This window comes from Streptomyces yaizuensis, assembly GCF_034961445.1.
Classification (GTDB): Bacteria; Actinomycetota; Actinomycetes; order Streptomycetales; family Streptomycetaceae; genus Streptomyces; species Streptomyces yaizuensis.
The window spans coordinates 496,315-514,211 of sequence record NZ_BSBI01000002.1; the positions used below are offsets into that span (position 1 = coordinate 496,315).

At 72.7% G+C, this 17,897-nt stretch carries 15 protein-coding genes; 6 read left to right on the forward strand and 9 right to left on the reverse strand.

Translation table 11 applies throughout. The annotated features are described in order from the left end of the window. The first annotated feature begins 81 nt into the window (after positions 1 to 81). Positions 82 to 759, forward strand: a complete 678-nt coding sequence (locus SYYSPA8_RS05935; RefSeq protein ID WP_323445875.1) for a tellurite resistance TerB family protein — start codon at positions 82 to 84, stop codon at positions 757 to 759. Positions 760 to 821: 62 nt separating this feature from the next. Here the strand turns inward: SYYSPA8_RS05935 and SYYSPA8_RS05940 are convergent, their stop codons facing one another. After that, positions 822 to 2,282: a S28 family serine protease gene (locus SYYSPA8_RS05940; protein WP_323445876.1), complete on the reverse strand. Its 1,461-nt coding sequence runs from the start codon at positions 2,280 to 2,282 to the stop codon at positions 822 to 824. Positions 2,283 to 2,583: 301 nt separating this feature from the next. Here SYYSPA8_RS05940 and recO point away from each other — a divergent pair, with 301 nt between their 5' ends. Together recO and SYYSPA8_RS05950 are read left to right on the forward strand one after the other, a co-directional pair. Beyond that, positions 2,584 to 3,330, forward strand: a complete 747-nt coding sequence (gene recO / locus SYYSPA8_RS05945; protein ID WP_323445877.1) for a DNA repair protein RecO — start codon at positions 2,584 to 2,586, stop codon at positions 3,328 to 3,330. Positions 3,331 to 3,357: 27 nt separating this feature from the next. Beyond that, positions 3,358 to 4,170 (forward strand): isoprenyl transferase, encoded by an 813-nt coding sequence (locus SYYSPA8_RS05950; protein WP_323445878.1) that lies wholly within the window; start codon positions 3,358 to 3,360, stop codon positions 4,168 to 4,170. Positions 4,171 to 4,319: 149 nt separating this feature from the next. Here SYYSPA8_RS05950 and SYYSPA8_RS05955 read toward each other — a convergent pair whose 3' ends face one another. The 4 genes from SYYSPA8_RS05955 to SYYSPA8_RS05970 form a co-directional block, all read right to left on the reverse strand. Further along, a complete protein-coding gene (locus SYYSPA8_RS05955) occupies positions 4,320 to 4,748 on the reverse strand; it encodes a Fur family transcriptional regulator (RefSeq protein ID WP_323445879.1) in 429 nt (142 codons plus the stop codon). 63 nt (positions 4,749 to 4,811) lie between these two features. Then, entirely contained in the window at positions 4,812 to 5,723 is a 912-nt protein-coding gene (locus SYYSPA8_RS05960) for a metal ABC transporter permease (protein WP_323445880.1), read from the reverse strand. Positions 5,724 to 5,778: 55 nt separating this feature from the next. Further along, positions 5,779 to 6,540, reverse strand: a complete 762-nt coding sequence (locus tag SYYSPA8_RS05965; RefSeq protein ID WP_323446324.1) for a metal ABC transporter ATP-binding protein — start codon at positions 6,538 to 6,540, stop codon at positions 5,779 to 5,781. A 50-nt stretch (positions 6,541 to 6,590) separates the two neighbouring features. Beyond that, positions 6,591 to 7,826 (reverse strand): metal ABC transporter substrate-binding protein, encoded by a 1,236-nt coding sequence (locus tag SYYSPA8_RS05970; protein ID WP_323445881.1) that lies wholly within the window; start codon positions 7,824 to 7,826, stop codon positions 6,591 to 6,593. A gap of 218 nt (positions 7,827 to 8,044) precedes the next feature. Here SYYSPA8_RS05970 and SYYSPA8_RS05975 point away from each other — a divergent pair, with 218 nt between their 5' ends. The 3 genes from SYYSPA8_RS05975 (at position 8,045) to SYYSPA8_RS05985 (ending at position 11,265) form a co-directional block, all read left to right on the forward strand. Beyond that, positions 8,045 to 9,430, forward strand: a complete 1,386-nt coding sequence (locus tag SYYSPA8_RS05975) for a glycine--tRNA ligase (RefSeq protein ID WP_323445882.1) — start codon at positions 8,045 to 8,047, stop codon at positions 9,428 to 9,430. A 241-nt stretch (positions 9,431 to 9,671) separates the two neighbouring features. Continuing rightward, positions 9,672 to 9,872: a DUF6243 family protein gene (locus SYYSPA8_RS05980; protein ID WP_323445883.1), complete on the forward strand. Its 201-nt coding sequence runs from the start codon at positions 9,672 to 9,674 to the stop codon at positions 9,870 to 9,872. Between the two features lie 187 nt (positions 9,873 to 10,059). Next, positions 10,060 to 11,265, forward strand: a complete 1,206-nt coding sequence (locus SYYSPA8_RS05985; protein ID WP_323445884.1) for an RNA-guided endonuclease InsQ/TnpB family protein — start codon at positions 10,060 to 10,062, stop codon at positions 11,263 to 11,265. 119 nt (positions 11,266 to 11,384) lie between these two features. On the opposite strand, the gene SYYSPA8_RS05990 is transcribed toward SYYSPA8_RS05985, so the two are convergent. The 4 genes from SYYSPA8_RS05990 to SYYSPA8_RS06005 all read right to left on the reverse strand — a co-directional run bounded on the left by SYYSPA8_RS05990 (position 11,385) and on the right by SYYSPA8_RS06005 (position 17,831). After that, entirely contained in the window at positions 11,385 to 12,596 is a 1,212-nt protein-coding gene (locus tag SYYSPA8_RS05990) for a hypothetical protein (RefSeq protein ID WP_323445885.1), read from the reverse strand. 26 nt (positions 12,597 to 12,622) lie between these two features. Next, a complete protein-coding gene (locus tag SYYSPA8_RS05995) occupies positions 12,623 to 13,363 on the reverse strand; it encodes a dioxygenase family protein (protein WP_323445886.1) in 741 nt (246 codons plus the stop codon). 411 nt (positions 13,364 to 13,774) lie between these two features. Next, positions 13,775 to 14,914: a tectonin domain-containing protein gene (locus SYYSPA8_RS06000; protein WP_323445887.1), complete on the reverse strand. Its 1,140-nt coding sequence runs from the start codon at positions 14,912 to 14,914 to the stop codon at positions 13,775 to 13,777. A 232-nt stretch (positions 14,915 to 15,146) separates the two neighbouring features. Next, positions 15,147 to 17,831, reverse strand: coding sequence for an ATP-binding protein (locus SYYSPA8_RS06005; protein WP_323445888.1), 2,685 nt, complete (start codon positions 17,829 to 17,831; stop codon positions 15,147 to 15,149). Positions 17,832 to 17,897 lie beyond the last annotated feature (66 nt).

The window sequence follows — 17,897 nt, forward strand, 5'->3', positions numbered from 1 at the left end:
TGGGGCATGTGGCTAACATCACGTCAACGCGGGGTTGGTTGCTGGAGCGTCACGGAGGTCACGGTGCACGCAGACCGGGGTATGTTTGGCCGAAAGCTGATGGTCTGCGGCATTCATACGTCATGGAACACAGTGGGGGACGGCGAGTTCTTCTGTCCCGATTGCGGCGGCGACCGCAACTACCGCCGTCGCACCGGGCGTCGCCGATTCACCCTGCTCGGGGTGCCGCTGCTGCCCCGGGGGGCCACGGGCCCCGTGGTCGAGTGCGCCGCCTGCCAGGGGCACTTCGGCACGGACGCGCTGGACCACCCCACGACGGCCCGCTTCTCCGCGATGCTCCGCGACGCCGTGCACACCGTCGCCCTCGCCGTCCTCGCCTCCGGCGGCACCTCCTCCCGCCCGGTCCGGGAGACGGCGGTCGCCACGGTCCGCGCCGCCGGACTCCACGACTGCACCGAGGACCAGCTCACCGGGTTGATCGAGGCCCTGGCCGCGGACACCGGCCGCTTCGTCACCGACGTCGGCCCCTACGGCGCGGCGCTCGCGATCGAACTGCACGAGGCCCTGGAACCGCTCGCGCCGCACCTGGCCCCGGCGGGCCGGGAATCGATCCTGCTCCAGGGCGCCCGGATCGCCCTCGCGGACGGCCCCTACAGCCCGCCCGAGCGCGAGGTGCTGGCCACCGTGGGCGCCGCGCTCCAGCTGCACCCGGACGACACCGACCGGCTGCTGTCGACCGCCCGCACCCTTTCCCCCTGACCCGGGGGAGGCGGGCCGCTGTCCGGCCCGCCTCCTGGATCACCGCACGGCCGGGAGAGGCGTCAGCGCGGCGGGAGCATCCGCTGCACCCGCTCCTCGCGGCTGTCGTTCGTGTCCAGCCGGACATCGAAGCGGGCCAGCGGCTTCGCCTTCGACGGGTCCTCGCGCACGGCGCTCGGGGCGACCCCGGCCCACCGCTGGATCCGGGCGGTCGCCAGCGCCCGCTGCTTCTCGGGCAGACCCGCGATGTCCGCCATGTGCGACGCCTTCGGCACGGTCAGCACGAGGCTGTCGCGCGAGCCCGCGCCGAGGCGGAAGGGCTCGGCGGCCCACGGGTCCCACTCGCCGTTGACGAAGAGCATCCGGTCCGCGTTGTGCCGCACCCAGCGGTCGATGTCCGCCATCGCCCGGGGCTTGAACGCCATCGGGATGCTCGGGTCGACATAGTCGCGCGGACCCGTCTCCGGGTACTTCAGCAGCCCCTTGAGGTGCTTCGGCGTCTTCACGGACGGCGAGCCCAGCTCGGTGCCGGCCTGGTAGTAGTACGGCTGGAAATCGGCCAGGCTGGCGTCGCCGCCGCCGTAGAAGCCGCCCAGCTCGTTGAGGGCCGTGAACAGCTCCGCGTCGCTGAGCTTCTTCGCGTCGGCGGGCACGGCCGCACAGCCGGCGTCACCCGCGTACTGCCAGAAGCCCCAGGACAGACCGGCGACGGCGCTCTCGTACGCCTGCTCGACCCCACCGAGCCGCTCGAAGGTGATGCCGTCCCGCGCGGCCTGCTGCGCCAGCTTCTCCACCAGCGGCGTGCGCCGGATCAGCCCCTCGCGCTCCAGACCCTGGAGCCTGGTGCGGCACTCCGTGGTCCCGACGGTCCGGAAGAAGCGGTCGTAGGCCGAGTCCTCCTTGTTGTTCACATCGTTGGGCGCGACGTACGCGACGACACCGTCCATGTCGTTCGGGTGGAAGCGCTCGTAGTACGTGGCCGTCATGCCGCCCTTGGAGGCGCCCGTGGAGAGCCACTTCTTCGCGTAGATCTTCTTCAGCGCGGTGAACAGCCGGTGCTGGTCGGCGGCGGCCTGCCGGATGTTCAGCTTCGACCAGTCCGGCGACGCCGGGGACGAGGGGGCGAAGAAACGATGCTCCAGGGAGATCTCGTTGCCGTCGATCAGCCGGGCCGGCTCGGAGCGCTCCGGGTTCGGCCACAGGTAGTAGCCCGAGGTGTGGAAGACGGTCGGGCGGCTGACGTCCTTGTGCAGCAGCGAGAACCGCTGCTGGAAGGTGCCCTTCCGGGGGTTCGTGTGGTCGACCGGCTGGGCGTAGCTCAGCGTGAAGAAGCGGTGCTGACCGACCTGCTCCTCGCTGATGAACGTCATCCCGGGTATCGCGAGCAGCCGCGACTTGATGTCCGCCGTCGCCCCCGCCGAGCCCTTCCGCGGGGTGTCGGCCTCGACCGCCGTGGCGCCGCCGACCGTGACCGTGCCCATGACCAGAGCCAGTCCCACGGCCCCTACGAGCGTTCTGCGCATGTATGTCCTCCCCTGGATCTTCACCGCGTACGCCCGTACGGACTCTGCCGCCGCCAGTGGGGTTGCCCCCGATGTATGTGACATGTACGACTCATCGAACCCCTGGACAGGAGGGCGTGTTCACCCCCCGCCGTCCGCCGCTGGAACCGGAGTCCGGTACGAGGGGGAGCCCCGGGCCGTACCCGCCGATCGGGCCGGACCCGTACGGACCGGGGCGGCCCGGATCCCGGCGGCGGCCGGCAGGGCCCGCGACCGGGCCGTCGGGTGCGGGGCGGGGGCACGGGTGCGGGAGAATGGGCCCATGAGCCTGTTCCGTGATGACGGCGTCGTCCTGCGCACCCAGAAGCTGGGCGAGGCCGACCGCATCATCACGCTGCTCACCCGCGGCCACGGCCGGGTCCGGGCCGTCGCCCGCGGGGTGCGCCGCACCAAGTCCCGATTCGGGGCCCGGCTGGAGCCGTTCTCCCATGTCGACGTGCAGTTCTTCGCCCGGGGCAGCGAGCTGATCGGCCGCGGGCTGCCGCTGTGCACCCAGAGCGAGACGATCGCGCCCTACGGGGGCGGCATCGTCACCGACTACGCCCGCTACACGGCGGGCACCGTCATGCTGGAGACCGCCGAGCGCTTCACCGACCACGAGGGCGAGCCCGCCGTACAGCAGTACCTGCTCCTCGTCGGCGGGCTGCGGGCGCTCTCCCAGGGGGAGCACCCGCCCCACCTCATCCTGGACGCGTTCCTCCTGCGCTCCCTCGCCGTGAACGGCTACGCGCCCAGCTTTGACGACTGCGCCAAGTGCGGTCTGACGGGGCCCAACCGCTTCTTCTCGGTCGCCGCCGGGGGAGTCATATGCGGGGACTGCCGCGTCCCCGGTAGCGTCGTACCCTCAGCCGAGGCCGTCGCACTGCTCAGTGCGCTGCTGACCGGGGACTGGCCTGCGGCGAAGGCGTGCGAGGCGCGTCATGTCAGAGAGGGCAGCGGGCTGGTGTCCGCGTATCTGCACTGGCACCTGGAGCGCGGTCTGCGATCGCTCCGGTACGTCGAGAAGTAAAGAATTCAGCTAGGAGATGTGAGCCGCATGGCACGACGCGGAATGCTCGGCCGGTCCCGCCGCGAGTACCGGACCCCGGACCCGCATCCCTCCGGCGAGCAGCCGCCGAAGATCCCCGGCGAACTCGTCCCGAACCATGTCGCCTGTGTGATGGACGGCAACGGCCGCTGGGCCAAGGAGCGCGGACTGCCCCGCACCGAGGGTCACAAGATCGGCGAGGGCGTCGTGCTCGACGTGCTCAAGGGCTGCCTGGAGATGGGTGTCAACAACCTGTCCCTCTACGCCTTCTCCACCGAGAACTGGAAGCGCTCGCCCGACGAGGTCCGGTTCCTGATGAACTTCAACCGCGATGTCATCCGCCGCCGCCGGGACGAGATGAACGAGATGGGCATCCGGATCCGCTGGGTCGGCCGGATGCCGAAGCTGTGGAAGTCGGTCGTCCAGGAACTCCAGGTCGCCCAGGAGATGACCAAGGGCAACGACGCCATGACGCTGTACTTCTGCGTCAACTACGGCGGCCGCGCCGAGATCGCCGACGCCGCCCAGCGGATCGCCCAGGAGGTCGCGGCCGGCCGGCTCGACCCGGCGAAGGTCAACGAGCGGACGTTCCAGAAGTACCTGTACTACCCGGACATGCCGGATGTGGACCTCTTCCTGCGCCCCAGCGGCGAGCAGCGCACGTCCAACTATCTGATCTGGCAGAGCAGCTACGCCGAGATGGTCTTCCAGGACGTGCTCTGGCCCGACTTCGACCGCCGTGACCTGTGGCGGGCCTGCCTGGAGTACGCCAAGCGGGACCGGCGCTTCGGCGGGGCCATCCCCAACCAGGTCGAGCAGTAGCACCTGCCGGGGACGGTGACCCGCGGGGGTCACCGTCCGGTCGGGCCGTCCGGTCGGGCCGTCCGGTCGGGCCGTCCGGTCGGGCCGTCCGGTCGGGCGATCGGGCGGATCGGGCCGGCCCGGTCAGCCGGCCGGTCGCGTCGGGCCCGTCAGCACTTCGCGGCGCACTCCGCGCACGTACCGAAGATCTCCACGGTGTGGGCGACGTTCACGAAGCCGTGGGCCGCCGCGACCGTCTCCGCCCACTGCTCCACGGCCGGGCCCTCGACCTCGACGGCCTTGCCGCAGATCCGGCAGACCAGATGGTGGTGGTGGTCGTCGGTGGAGCAGCGGCGGTAGACCGACTCCCCGTCGTTGGTCCGCAGCACGTCGACCTCGCCGGCCTCCGCCAGCGACTGGAGCGTGCGGTAGACCGTGGTCAGCCCCACCGAGGCGCCCTGGTGCTTCAGCATGTCGTGCAGCTCCTGTGCGCTGCGGAACTCGTCCACCTCGTCGAGCGCGGCCGCCACCGCGGCACGCTGCCGGGTCGACCGGCCCCGCACAGGGACGGTGTTCTCTCCGCTGGGCGCCGACGCCACAGGTGCCTCCTCGCTTAGCCCCCCACCGAACCTTCTCGGGGCCAATTCTGCCAGGCCGGCCCGTCAGACCCGTACGTCGTCCGCCGACCCGCGCGCGCCCGGCACCGCGGCCGCGCACTCGCCCGGCCGGACCTCCGTGCCCCCGGGGGCCTCGGCCCGCCGGGCCCGGTACCGGGCGAGCGGCCCGGCCACCACCGCCAGCAGGACGAAGATCCCGATGGCGAGCAGCACGATCGTCGCGCCCGGGGGGACGTCCTGGTAGTACGAGGTGCCGGTGCCCGCGAGGGCCACCGTGATCCCGATCCCCACGGCCAGCGCGAAGGTCACCCGGAAGGAGCGGGAGATCTGCTGGGCCGCCGCCACCGGGACCACCATCAGGGCGCTGACCAGCAGCAGCCCCACCACCCGCATGGCGACCGAGACGGTGACCGCGGCGGTCACGGCGATCAGCAGATTGAGCGCCCGCACCGGCAGACCGGTGACCCGGGCGAACTCCTCGTCCTGGCTGACGGCGAAGAGCTGCTTGCGCAGCCCCACCGTGACCAGCAGGACGAAGCCCGCGAGCAGGGTGATCGCCAGCAGGTCCGAATCGGAGACGGTGGAGAGCGAGCCGAAGAGGAAGGAGCCGAGATCGCCGGTGGAGCCGGTGTCGGAGACGTTCACGAGCAGCACACCGCCCGCCATGCCGCCGTAGAAGAGCATCGCCAGCGCGAGATCGCCGCGGGTGCGCCCGTACGTCCTGATCAGCTCCATGGTCACCGCGCCCGCGACGGAGACGAGCGTCGCCATCCAGATGGGGTTGGTGGAGAGCAGGAAGCCGAGACCGACGCCGGTCATGGCGACATGGCCGATGCCGTCGCCCAGCAGGGCCTGGCGGCGCTGCACCAGATAGATGCCGATGGCGGGCGCGGTGACGCCGACGAGCAGCGCGGCGAGCAGGGCCCGCTGCATGAAGGCCGTTTCGAGAATGTCCATGTCGTCAGTCCGTCAGTCCGTCGGTCGGTCCGGGGGGCGAAGGGGGAGCCGGTCGTCAGGTGAGCAGTCCGGTACGGAGCGGCTCGCCCGTGGCGTGGGGGTGCACGTGGTCGTGGCCGGGCAGCGCGTGCTGGCCCACGGCCTCGGGCGGCGGCCCGTCGTGGACGACGCAGCCGTCGCGGAGCACCACGGCCCGGTCGATCAGCGGCTCCACGGCGCCCAGCTCGTGCAGGACGAGCAGGACCGTCGTCCCGGCCGCCACCTGCTCCCGCAGGGTCTCGGCCAGGACCTCCTGGCTGGCCAGGTCGACGCCGGCCATCGGCTCGTCCATGATCAGCAGCTCGGGTTCGGCGGCGAGCGCGCGGGCGATCAGCACCCGCTGGTGCTGGCCGCCGGAGAGGGCGTCGACGGGGTCCCCGGCCCGGTCGGCGAGGCCCACCAGGTCGATCGCCCGGTCCACGGCGGCCCGGTCGGCCCGCGAGAACAGGCCGAAGCGGGCGCGCGAGAGCCGGCCCGAGGAGACGACCTCCCGGATGGTCGCGGGCACCCCGCTCGCGGCGGTGGTCCGCTGGGGCACGTACCCGACCCGGTGCCACTGGCGGAAGCGGCGCAGCGGCGTACCGAAGAGGGAGACCTCACCGCCGGTGAGGGGCACCTGTCCGATCACGGAGCGTACGGCGGTCGACTTGCCGGAGCCGTTGGCGCCGAGCAGGGCCACGACCTCGCCGGAGGTGATGGTCAGATCGATCCCGCGGAGGACCGGGCGGGAGCCGAGGGAGGCCCGCGCCCCCCGGAGGGATATGACGGGCTGCTCCATGGTCCGGTCGCTCACGGTGGTCTCCGGTCGCCGCTGGGTGGTCGTCGTGGTCACTTCGCCCCCAGCGCCTTCTGGAGCGCGGCCAGGTTGGCGCGCATCACTTCGAGGTAGTCCGAGCCGGGGGACTTGTCCGTGATCCCTTCGAGGGGGTCGAGGACGGCGGTCCGCAGCCCGGCGTCGGAGGCCACCGTCTTCGCCGTCCGGTCGCTGGCCAGGGTCTCGAAGAAGACGGTGGTGACCTTGTCCTCCTCGGCGATGGTCTGGAGCTGCTTGATCCGGGCGGGGCTGGGCTCGGCGTCGGGGCTGAGGCCGGAGATGCCCTCCTGGATCAGGCCGTAGCGCCCGGCGAGGTGGCCGAAGGCGGCGTGGGTGGTGATGAAGGTCCTGGTGCCGGTGGAGCTGAGGCCCTCGCGGAAGTCGGTGTCGAGCCGGGCCAGCTCACCGGCGAGGGTGGCCGCGTTGCGGCGGAAGTCGTCCGCGTTGGCGGGGTCGGCCTCGGCGAGGGCTTCGCCGACGCCCCGGGCCATGTCCGCGTACTTCGCCGGGTCGAGCCAGAGGTGGGGGTCGCCGCCGCCGCTGCCGTGGTCGTGGCCGTCGTGACTGTCGTGGCTGTCCTGGCCCTCCTGGCGGTCCTCGGCGGCGGGGGTCTTCTCGGCGGCGGGGCTCTTCTCGACCGCAGGGCTCTTCTCGGTCGCGGGGGTCTCCTCGTGGCCGTCGTGGCTCCCGTGGCCGTCGCCGTGGTCCTCGTGGCCGTCGCCGTGATCACCGTGGTCCCCGTGGTCGCTGTGGTCGGCACGGTGGTCGTCCTGGCCGCTCGCACCACCCTGGGCAGGCTTGGCGGGCTTGGCGGGACTGATGGGCTTGGCAGGACTGATGGGCCTGGCGGTTCCGGCAGGGGTCGGACCCGGGCCCGGTTCCGCCCTCGTCAGCGTCGCCGCGTCCGTCGTGTGCTCCACGCCCGACTGCTCGATGGCCTTGTCCACGGTGGGCTGGATGCCCTTGAGATAGAGGATGTAGCCCGATTCGCCCAGCTCGGCGGTCTGCCGCGGCTTGAGCTCAAGATCGTGCGGCTCGACACCCGGCTTGGTCAGGGTGGAGACCGTCACATGATCGCCGCCGACCCGCTCGGCGAGGAAGGTCATCGGATAGAACGACGCCGTCACCTTGAGCTTCCCGCCCTCCCGGCCGTCGCCGCCGTCCGTGAGCGAGCAGGCGGAGACCGCCGCCAGACCGAGGGCGAGCGCCCCGGCGGTGACGGTGGTGCGTATGTGACGTCGTACGTTCATGACAGTCATTTTCAACAAAAGTGGAAACGATTGTCAACAAGCTGGCTGTCAAGCCCCCGGGCGGGTGCCGTGGGCCCTCCCCGGCCCTCCTCACCCCCCTCTCCCGCACCAGCAGGGCAAACGCCGTCCTTTGCCCGGGCAATCGATTTGGTCCGAGGGGTACGCGCGCCGGTAACCTGAATCAATCGCCGTTCGCCGTCGTCAATGAAGAGAGCACCGTGGCCGCCGACAAGATCGAGACCATCGTCAGCCTCAGCAAGCGCCGTGGCTTCGTCTACCCGTGCAGTGAGATCTACGGCGGTCAGCGTGCCGCCTGGGACTACGGGCCGCTGGGCGTCGAGCTGAAGGAGAACCTCAAGCGCCAGTGGTGGCGCTACATGGTCACCTCCCGCGAGGACGTCGTCGGACTCGACTCGTCGGTCATCCTGGCCAGCGAGGTCTGGGAGGCGTCCGGCCATGTCGCCACCTTCACCGACCCGCTCACCGAGTGCACCTCCTGCCACAAGCGCTACCGCGCCGACCACCTGATCGAGGCGTACGAGGAGAAGCACAACGGCCGCGCCCCCGAGAACGGCCTCGCCGACCTGAACTGCCCCAACTGCGGCAACAAGGGCACCTTCACCGACCCGAAGCAGTTCTCCGGCCTGCTCTCCACCCACCTCGGCCCGACCGCCGACTCCGGCTCGATCGCGTACCTGCGGCCCGAGACCGCGCAGGGCATCTTCACCAACTTCAGCCAGGTGCAGAACACTTCGCGCAAGAAGCCCCCGTTCGGCATCGCCCAGATGGGCAAGTCGTTCCGTAACGAGATCACGCCCGGCAACTTCATCTTCCGGACCCGCGAGTTCGAGCAGATGGAGATGGAGTTCTTCGTCAAGCCGGGCGAGGACGAGCACTGGCAGCAGTACTGGATGGACCAGCGGTGGAACTGGTACACCGGCCTTGGCATGCGCGAAGAGAACATGCGCTGGTACGAGCACCCCAAGGAGAAGCTGTCCCACTACTCGAAGCGGACCGCCGACATCGAGTACCGCTTCCAGTTCGGCGGCAACGAGTGGGGCGAGCTGGAGGGTGTCGCCAACCGCACCGACTACGACCTCGGCGCGCACTCCAAGGCGTCCGGCCACGACCTGTCGTACTTCGACCAGGAGGCCGGTGAGCGCTGGACGCCGTACGTCATCGAGCCCGCCGCCGGTGTCGGCCGCGCGATGCTGGCGTTCCTCCTCGACGCCTACAACGAGGACGAGGCCCCGAACGCCAAGGGCGTCATGGAGAAGCGCACCGTGATGCGCCTCGACCCGCGCCTCGCGCCGGTCAAGGTCGCGGTGCTGCCGCTCTCCCGCAACCCGCAGCTCTCGCCGAAGGCCAAGGGGCTGGCGGCCGACCTGCGCCAGCACTGGAACATCGAGTTCGACGACGCCGGCGCCATCGGCCGCCGCTACCGCCGCCAGGACGAGATCGGCACGCCGTTCTGTGTCACGGTCGACTTCGACACCCTCGACGACAACGCCGTGACCGTGCGCGAGCGCGACACCATGAAGCAGGAGCGCGTCTCCCTGGACCAGATCCAGTCCTACCTGGGCGCGCGGCTGCTGGGCTGCTAGCCCTCTCCGTACGACCACCTCGTAGAGCGCGACCGGGAGGCCGGCCGGGCACATCGCCCGGCCGGCCTCCCGGCGTTCTCGGTGCACCCGCCGCGAAAATCGTGTGCGGTCCTGGGCCCGGCCGCGTACCGTCTCCGGCATGTACGCGTTCTTCCAGTTCTACGAGTGAGAGAGCGGCGGCCCCCCGGCCGCCCTCGTCCGACGAACCCCCAGTCACTTCTCACCACGATGGGAGAGCCCCGTGGCCAAGAGCCGTAACAACCTGCTCGGCGTCGGAGGGCAGCGCAAGAAGCTGTCCCGAGGCGATCAGCAGGGTCATGGACCCGCCGGTCAGGCCGACCGCAAGAGCGCGGCCGAGCAGAAGGCGGAGCTGCTGCGCCGGATGCGCGAGCGGGCGGAGCAGAAGCCCGACACCGCCCCGGGCGGCGCCGAAGCGAAGTGACAGCGGGCCCCCGGACCGGGAATCGGTCCGGGGGCCCCTTCACCGGAATTCTCCCAGGAGGCCCCTTCCTTTAGGGCGGGGAGGAATGGGTCCTTGGCGCGGAGGCGCGAAGCGCCGGAGTTCTCTTCGTATCTGCTCTGACCCGCACTCTCTTCCGTTGTCAGTGGCGGCTGTTAGGTTGCGGATTATGACGACGGCAGCGGTATCCGGAAGTGTGGCCGGGCGTGCCCGGTACACGTTCCGGCTGCGCGTGTCGTCGACCGCGCTTGCCCGGCTCGAAGCCGAGTGGGCGCGGTGTCGTTGGGTGTGGAACGAGTGCGTGTCGATGTCTCGCAAGGTCCACCTGGCGAACAAGGCCACCACGGAGAATTCCACGTGTGGGCCGGCGCAGCTGGACAGGTTGTTGACGGAGGCCCGCGGGGCGATGGCCTGGCTGCGGACGGGCAGTTCGGTTCCGCAGCAGCAGATCATCCGGGACTTCGCGAGGTCGAGGGCGAAGGCGCTGAAGGACATCCAGGCAAAGGTGCCGATGCGGCAGCGCGCCGGGATGCCCCGCATCAAGACGAAGCGCAAGGCGCCGCCCACGCTGAACTACACGCAGCGCGGGTTCCGGCTGAAGGACGGCCGGCTGCGCCTGGCCGGTGGGATCGTCTTGACGGTGGTGTGGTCGCGGGAGCTGCCCGGGCCGCCGTCGTCGGTGCGGGTGTACCGGGACAGTCTCGGACACTGGTACTGCTCGTTCGTCGTCCCCACGGTGACCGAGGCCCTGCCGGAGACCGGTTCGGTGATCGGTATCGACTGGGGCGTGAAGGAGACCGCGACCACCACCAGCGACACCCACGACCTCTCCCACGCCGCGCACGGGAAGACGGCCGCCGTGAAGCTGGCGCACTACCAGCGGCAGATGGCCCGCCGCCGGACCCCGAAGAACCGGCCCGACACCAAGGGATACAAGAAGGCCCGCCGGGCGGCGGCGAAGATGCACAAAAAGATCACCCGGCAGCGGACCGACACCGGCCGCAAGTGGGCCAAGGCCGTCGTCCGCGACTTCGATCACCTCGCCGTGGAGGACTTCCGTCCCCGCTTCCTGGCGAAATCCACGATGGCCCGCAAGGCCGCCGACGCCGCGATCGGCGCCACCAAGACCGCCCTGGTCGAGATGGCCCGCAAACACGGGCGCACCGTGCACCTGGTCAACCCCGCGCACACCACCATGGACTGCGCGCACTGCGGAGCGAGAGCCAAGCACCGCCTTCCCCTCTCCGAGAGAACGTACACGTGCACCGCGTGCGGAACCGTGTCCCCCAGGGACAAGAACTCCGCCCGCGTGATGCTCGTCCGGGCTGGTCTCAACCCGGCTAGTGCCGATCTTGTAAGCGCTGCTCCCTGCTAAGGGTCAGCCGAAGTGAGCTAGGAATCCCCGTCCTTGAGGGCGGGGAGGATGTCAATTCACAACTGCGTACGGTCGCGCTCGGCCGTGCGGGGCCGCGTGGCGGGGTCAGGGGGCCGGGGTCAGCGGGGGAGCCGGGCCGCCGCCGGGATCATGTCGCCCGAGGCGGCGATGCCCACCGTCCACAGACTCCGGCTGCCGGGCACCGCCGTGACCGACCGGACCACCACACCGGGGTCGGCGGCCCTCTCCCAGCGCCGGTCACCGCCGTCCCAGCGCAGCAGCAACGAGGCCGTTCCCTTGCCGCCGGCCGCCCACAGCGTGCCGTCCGAGGTCCGTGTCACCGACCGCAGCCGCCCGTCGGCGGCCTTCGGGGCGGTGGGCTCGGTCCACTTCCTGCCGTCCCACCGGGCGGTGTACGGACGCTCCGACCCGCCTCCCGCACCGGCCGTCACCGCGCCGCCGACCGCCCAGACCTCCCCGGGCCGGACCGCCGTGACCGCGCCGAACCAGCGGTGCTCCGCCGCGGCCGCCGGGAGGGGGACCCGGCGCCAGCTCTCACCGTTCCAGTGCAGCGCCAGCGCCGACTGCCTGCCGCCGCCGGGGGCGTATGCGGCACCCACGGCCCAGATGTCGTCCGCCGCCACGACCGTCACCGCCGACAGCTCGCCCCGGCCGACGTCCGGCAGGGGCTGGCGCTGCCAGGCGGTGCCGTCCCAGCGCTGGATGGCGGGTACGCCGTTCTTGACGGCGCCCGCCGCCGCGCGGCCGGCCACCCAGACCGAGCCGTCGGGGGAGAGCGCCAGCGCGTCCGGGACCACCCGGCCGGCCGGGTCGGCCGCCAGGGGGCGGCTGGTCCACGCGGTGCCGTCCCAGTGCGCGGTGTCGGTACCGGCCGCCCAGATGTCGTCGGCGGCGCGTACCGCCAGGGTCTGCGGCCAGCTGCCCGCGGGCAGTTTCGACTCCTCCTGCCACGAGCTGCCGTTCCAGCGCAGGGCCAGCGGCTCCCCGCCCGAGTCGCCGACCAGCCGGTAGCCGACCGCCCAGACATTGCGGCCGTCCAGCCCGGCCACGGCGGTCAGATCGCCCTTGGCCACGGGGACCGCCGTCGACCGCCAGGGCCCCTTGAGGGGCAGCGGGGCGGCGGCCACCTGGGTGCGGGCCGGGTCCCGCTCCGGGCCGCCGACGGCGACCACCCCGCCGACGGCTATCGCCGCCGAGGTCAGGACGGCGGTGACCAGCACCGGCCGGTGCGGCGTGTGGCCGGCACGGATCCGCTGCCACGCCGTGCGCGCGGTGCGCGCCGTGGGTGTCCTTCTCGTCTTCACGATCACGGTTTCGTTCTCCTCTGCCGGGCCGGCTACGGGGCCGTGGTCTTGACGACGAAGTCGAAGGCGCCGTTGTACGAGCCTTCCGTGGTGCGGGTGAGCGCGATGGTGCAGGCGCGGTTGATGAGCCCGTCGCTCGCGTTCAGGCGGGCGAAGTCCCTCCCGTACGCCCGGGTGTCGTCCGGGAAGTAGAGCTGGGTGATCAGCACCGGGCCGCCGGGGGTCTGCACCTGGGTGTGGATGTGCGGGGCGCGGGTGCCCCAGCGGCCGGTGTAGTCGCGGGGGACGATCGTGCGCAGCCGGAAGGCGCCGCGGCCGTTGGTGTACTGGTGGCCCCGGAGCGAGAAGCCGATGGTGTCGTAGTCGCCGTTCTGGTCGCACTGCCAGAACTCGATCAGGGTGCCGGGCAGCGGGCGGCAGGTGGTGTCGTAGACCGTGCCGGTCAGCTCCAGTCCGACGCCCGTGACCCCGGGGGTCACCAGGTCGGTCCGTTCCGGGGACTCGGGCTTGAAGAGCGGCCCCTCCATCGCGGCGGGCGTCTCGTGGCCGTCGCAGGCGGGGGTGAGGGCGATGGGGCGGCCGGCCAGCCGGGCCGACTCCACGGCGGTCATCGGCACCGCCGAGGCCGGCGCGGTGAGGGCGGCGGACGCCCCGGCCGTGCCGAGGGCGGCGGCGGTCACCGTGAACGAGCCGGTTCGGAGGAAGGATCTGCGGGAGCCGGGCCGCCGGGGAACGGCGGCTCCCTGAGGGCTCTCGGGGTGGTCGTCGCGCATGCGGGGTCTCCTCGTTCGTCGAGGGGCGGTGGAGGGGGAACACCTGCATGGATCCGGTGGTCCGGCGGGATGCCGGCGGATCCGGACAGGTACACCCCGGACCGGGACGCACGGCCCGGGGCGCCCTGCACCGTCAGCATGGCTTCCGGGGTGCGACAGCGGATCGATCAGATGACCGGTCGGGTACGGGGTGACGCGAGCGCGTGACGAAACCGGGGGCCCGGACGGGCTCCCGGAGGCGCCCCGGACGGGCGAGGACCCCCGGAGCGGGGCGGGGGCCGCCGCGCGCCGGGGGTCCGGTGTGCGTGTGGTTCGTCGTTACGGGCCTACGGGCCTACGGGCCTACGGGCCTACGGGCCCACGGGCTTACGGGCGTTACGGATCTACCGGGCTTACCGGGCTCACCGGGTCTCAGGGCCTGAGGCCGCCGTCGATCCGGACCCAGGGGGTCCAGCTGCCGCCCGGGGACGACTGGGCGCGGTGGTAGATCTGCCCGCCCCGGTTCACGCCGAACAGCTCGACGCGGCCGTCCGCGTTGGTCTCCGACGCGACCTGCGTCAGCGCGCCGTCGAGCTGCTGCCAGCCGGCCGGCGGGCCGCCCCGCCACTGCTGCCAGTTGGCGTAGATCGCGTCGCTGGCGTTGCTGCCGAAGAATTCCAGTCGGCCGTCCGCATTGCGCGCCGCGGCGATCGAGTTCAGGGAACCGGGGATCTGGTCCCAGCCACCCCAGTCGCCGCCTGGCCAGATCTGATAGCGGTGCCAGATCTGGCCCGCGCTGTTCACGCCGTACAGCTGGATCCGGCCGTCGGCGTTGGTCTCGGCCGCGACCTGCGTCAGCCCGCCGTCGAGCCGGAGCCAGTCGCTCCAGCCGCCGCCCGCCGAGGTCTGCCAGCGGGTCCAGACGTCCCCGGCGCTGTTCGCGCCGAAGATCTGGAGCCGGCCGTCCGCGTTGCGGGCCGCCGCGATCGAGGTGAGCGCGCCGGGGATCTGCTGCCAGCCCGACCAGGCGCCGCCCGGCGACGTCTGCCAGCGGTGCCAGATCTGGCCCGCGCCGTTCACACCGAACAGTTCGATCCGGCCGTCGGCGTTGGTCTCCGCCGCGACGGCGCGCAGGGCCCCGTCGAACAGGGTCCAGCCGGAGAGCGGGCCGCCCGGGGAGGTCTGCGCGCGGGTCCAGACCTGGTCGGCGCTGTTGGTGCCGAAGATCTGGAGCCGGCCGTCGGCGTTGCGGGCGACCGCGATGGAGGAGCCCCACAGCGGCACGGCACGGGTGTCGGCGCCCGCGGCGGTCCGCGGTGCGGGGCCGGGCGGCGCGGGGGCCGCCGTGGCCGTACCCGCGAGACCCGGTGTGACGACGAGGACGGCGGTGGCGGCGGCGAGCGCGACGAGCCTGCCCGCCCTGCGGGGCCCGCCGGTGGGGGCCGGCCCGCCGAACAGCCGGGCGATGCGCCGGGCGAGGCGACCGGTGATCCGACGGCTGGTGTTGCCGCTGGTGTTACGGCTGGTCCTGTGGTCTGTCCTGCGGTCGGTCCTGCGGTGTGGAGGACGCAATACGGCTGCCCTGCTTTCCGGTTCGGGAACGGAACCCACGGACCCGGGCGCGCGGAGGCGCCCCGGGTGCTGCTGCACGCGCTGAGCCGATGAAGAGAGCTGATGAACGAGCCGGTGCGGGCCGTCCCGAAAGCTGCGATCCCCCTCGGGAGCTGGGGCCCCCTCGGGCAGCCCCCCGACTGCCGCTAAGCAGCGTGGCGGGGCGGCCCCGGCTTGTCGAGTTCCGATCCGGTCAGAAGACGGCCGGCGGCGCGGTGCGACCCCGGGTGACCCAGAGGGCGATCCGGGTACGGGACCGGATGCCGAGCTTGTCGCGGATGTGGTTGAGATGGGTGGCCACGGTGCTCGGGGAGATGCCGAGCCGTCCGGCGATCTCCCGGTTGGTCAGACCCTCGGCGATCAGCAGCGCGACGGCGTTCTCCCGGCCGGTCAGCCGCTGTCCGGAGGCATCGCCCGCGGTGCCTGTGGAGTCGCTGGGTTCCGCCGGGCCGGGGTCCTCGCCCAGCGCGTACGTGCGGAGCTGGGGCCAGCGCAGCCGGCGGCCGCCCGCGCGGGCCCGCTCCCGGGCCGCCGGGAGCAGCGTCGCCTCCGCCCGCGCGGCCGTCGTCCCGACCAGCAGCCGCCAGGCGTCCTCCGACTCGGTGTCCAGCCGGTCACGGGCGGCCGACGCGGCCGAGAACAGCCGTAACGACCGCTGTGTCGCGCCCTGTCGCGCCGCCACCACCGCCAGGCCCTCCAGCGGGTAGAGCGAGTGCCGGCTCAGTTCGGGCACCCGCCGCAGCGACTGTGCGAACAGGTCCCGGGCCCCCGCCGGATCGCCCAGTTCCAGCCGGATCGCACCGGCGGTGTGCAGCGCCGCCGACGCCTTGCACGGGAGGGGCTGTTCGAGCAGTACCGGCAGACACCGGACCATCAGGGCGTCGGCCTCGGCGAAGGCGCCCGTGTGCAGCAGGGCCCAGGCGAGATGGTGCCGGCACCAGGCCTCGTCGGCGGGGCGGTCGAGCGTGGCGACGACGTCCAGGCACGCGGCGAAGTCCGTGACCGCGTCGGTGAAGGCACCCCCGCAGACCCGGGCGGCGGCCCGCGCGTCCAGCGCGTTGGTGAGCAGCGCCGGATCACCGTCCGCGCGGGCCACGGCCACCGCCCGCCCGGCGGCGCGGAGCGCGGCCCCGGCGTCCCGCTGCTGGCAGGCGAGCCGGGCGGCGAGGGCCAGCGCCTCACCCTCGTACGGCGAGCCGGGCGACAGCAGCCCCGAGCCCGTCAGCAGGGCGCGCGCGGCGGTCGGCTGCTCCTGCTGGAAGTGGATCCGGGCGAGTTCGAGCGCGAGCCGGGGGTGGGGGGTGCCGTCGTGGGCGGTGGTGTACGCGACGGCGGCGGCGAGGTTCTCCCGCTCCCGGGTCGCGGGCCCGGGGGAGTGGTCGGGGAAGACCTGCGCCGCGCCGGAGCCGACCAGTCCGGTCAGCCGGTCGACCGCCCGGAGCCAGGTGGCACGGGACTCCCCGGCGGCGGTGAGCCGGGCGAGCCCGTACGCGCGGATCGTGCTCAGCTGCCTGAACCGGGCGGGTCCCGCGGCACCGCCCTCCCCGGCCACCCTGACCACCAGCGACTTCGCCTCCAGCGCGCACAGGGTCCGCAGCACGTCCGCCCGGCCCTCCTCCGGGCGGCCGGTGTCCTCGGAGGGCGGCAGCGGCGGGTGCACGGCAGCGGCGGCGTCCGCGTCGAAGCCGCCCGCCAGGACGGAGAGCCGGCGGAACAGCTCCTGTTCCCGCCGGTCGAGCAGCCGGTGGCTCCAGTCGATCGCTGCGGACAGCTCGCGGTGGCGGCCGGGGCCGGAGCGGCTGCCGTCGGAGAGCAGGGCCAGCGAGTCGTCGAGCCCGGTCAGGATCTCGTGCGGCGGCAGGACACCGGCGCGGCGGGCGGCCAGTTCGATGGCGAGCGGCAGGCCGTCGAGCCGACGGCAGATCTCGGCGACGGTGCCGGCGTCGGTGTGATCGGTGTTGCCGGTGTTGTCGTTGTCGTTGTCGTACGGGCCGGGGGCGCGCTCGGCCGCGCGCTCTCTGAAGAGGCGTACGGCGTCGGCGTCCAGCCCGGGCCCCGCGGGCTCCAGGGCCAGCTCGCCCAGCCGGAACACCACCTCGCCCGGCACCCGCAGCACCTCCCGGCTGGTGGCCAGAACGCGCAGCCGGGGACAGCGTCCCAGGAGCAGTGCCACGAGCCGGGCGCAGGCCTCGGCCAGGTGTTCGCAGTTGTCGAGGACGAGCAGGACCCGGTGTTCGCCGATGGCGTGGGCGAGGGCGTCGGCGCAACTGCGCCCGCCGCGTTCGCCCACCCCGAGGGAGGCGGCGATGGCCCGGGGGAGTTCGTCGGCGGAGGCGACGGAGTCCAGCTCGGCGAGCCGGGTGTGCCCCCGGCAGGAGGCGGCGAACTCCAGCGCGAGCCGGGTCTTGCCGATGCCGCCGGGGCCGGTGAGCGTGAGCAGCCGGGCGGTCCGTACGAGGGTCCGCAGCCGGGCGAGTTCGCGGCGGCGGCCGACGAACGAGTCCAGGGGGCGGGGCGGTGCGAAGCCGGGCAGCGGGCGGACGGGGTGGGTGGCGGGGGTCCGGGCGGGGGGTTCCGCGGCGTACCGGGAACGGGCCGGATCCCCGCCGTGCGGGGCGCGGGCGGGTCTGGTGTCGGCGGGCCCCCGGGACCCGCCGCTCTCGCCGGAACGCTCGACTCCGGGACGGCCGCGGCGCGCTGGTTCCGCCGTGGGGTCCGGTAAGGACTCCGCCGCGGGATCGGGCGTGGTGACGGCGGCCCGGCGGCGGAAGGCCCGCTGACGACAGACACCCGAGCAGTACAGGGCCGGCCGGCCGCCCCGGTCGCCCCGCCCCGGCAGCCCGTTCCCGCACATCTCGCACCTTCGGTCGACCCTCATCCCACGCATCCTCGCGGAGCGGACCGGAGAGGACCAGCACGGCGCCGCGGCTGTTGGCCGTCCGAC

Coding starts and splice junctions, on each gene's coding strand:
- SYYSPA8_RS05960 (WP_323445880.1), bottom strand. CDS start 5,723: ATGGACATTCTCGAAACGGCCTTCATGCAGCGGGCCCTGCTCGCCGCG.
- SYYSPA8_RS05965 (WP_323446324.1), bottom strand. CDS start 6,540: ATGGAGCAGCCCGTCATATCCCTCCGGGGGGCGCGGGCCTCCCTCGGC.
- SYYSPA8_RS05935 (WP_323445875.1), top strand. CDS start 82: ATGTTTGGCCGAAAGCTGATGGTCTGCGGCATTCATACGTCATGGAAC.
- recO (WP_323445877.1), top strand. CDS start 2,584: ATGAGCCTGTTCCGTGATGACGGCGTCGTCCTGCGCACCCAGAAGCTG.
- SYYSPA8_RS05940 (WP_323445876.1), bottom strand. CDS start 2,282: ATGCGCAGAACGCTCGTAGGGGCCGTGGGACTGGCTCTGGTCATGGGC.
- SYYSPA8_RS05985 (WP_323445884.1), top strand. CDS start 10,060: ATGACGACGGCAGCGGTATCCGGAAGTGTGGCCGGGCGTGCCCGGTAC.
- SYYSPA8_RS05995 (WP_323445886.1), bottom strand. CDS start 13,363: ATGCGCGACGACCACCCCGAGAGCCCTCAGGGAGCCGCCGTTCCCCGG.
- SYYSPA8_RS06005 (WP_323445888.1), bottom strand. CDS start 17,831: ATGAGGGTCGACCGAAGGTGCGAGATGTGCGGGAACGGGCTGCCGGGG.
- SYYSPA8_RS05970 (WP_323445881.1), bottom strand. CDS start 7,826: ATGAACGTACGACGTCACATACGCACCACCGTCACCGCCGGGGCGCTC.
- SYYSPA8_RS05950 (WP_323445878.1), top strand. CDS start 3,358: ATGGCACGACGCGGAATGCTCGGCCGGTCCCGCCGCGAGTACCGGACC.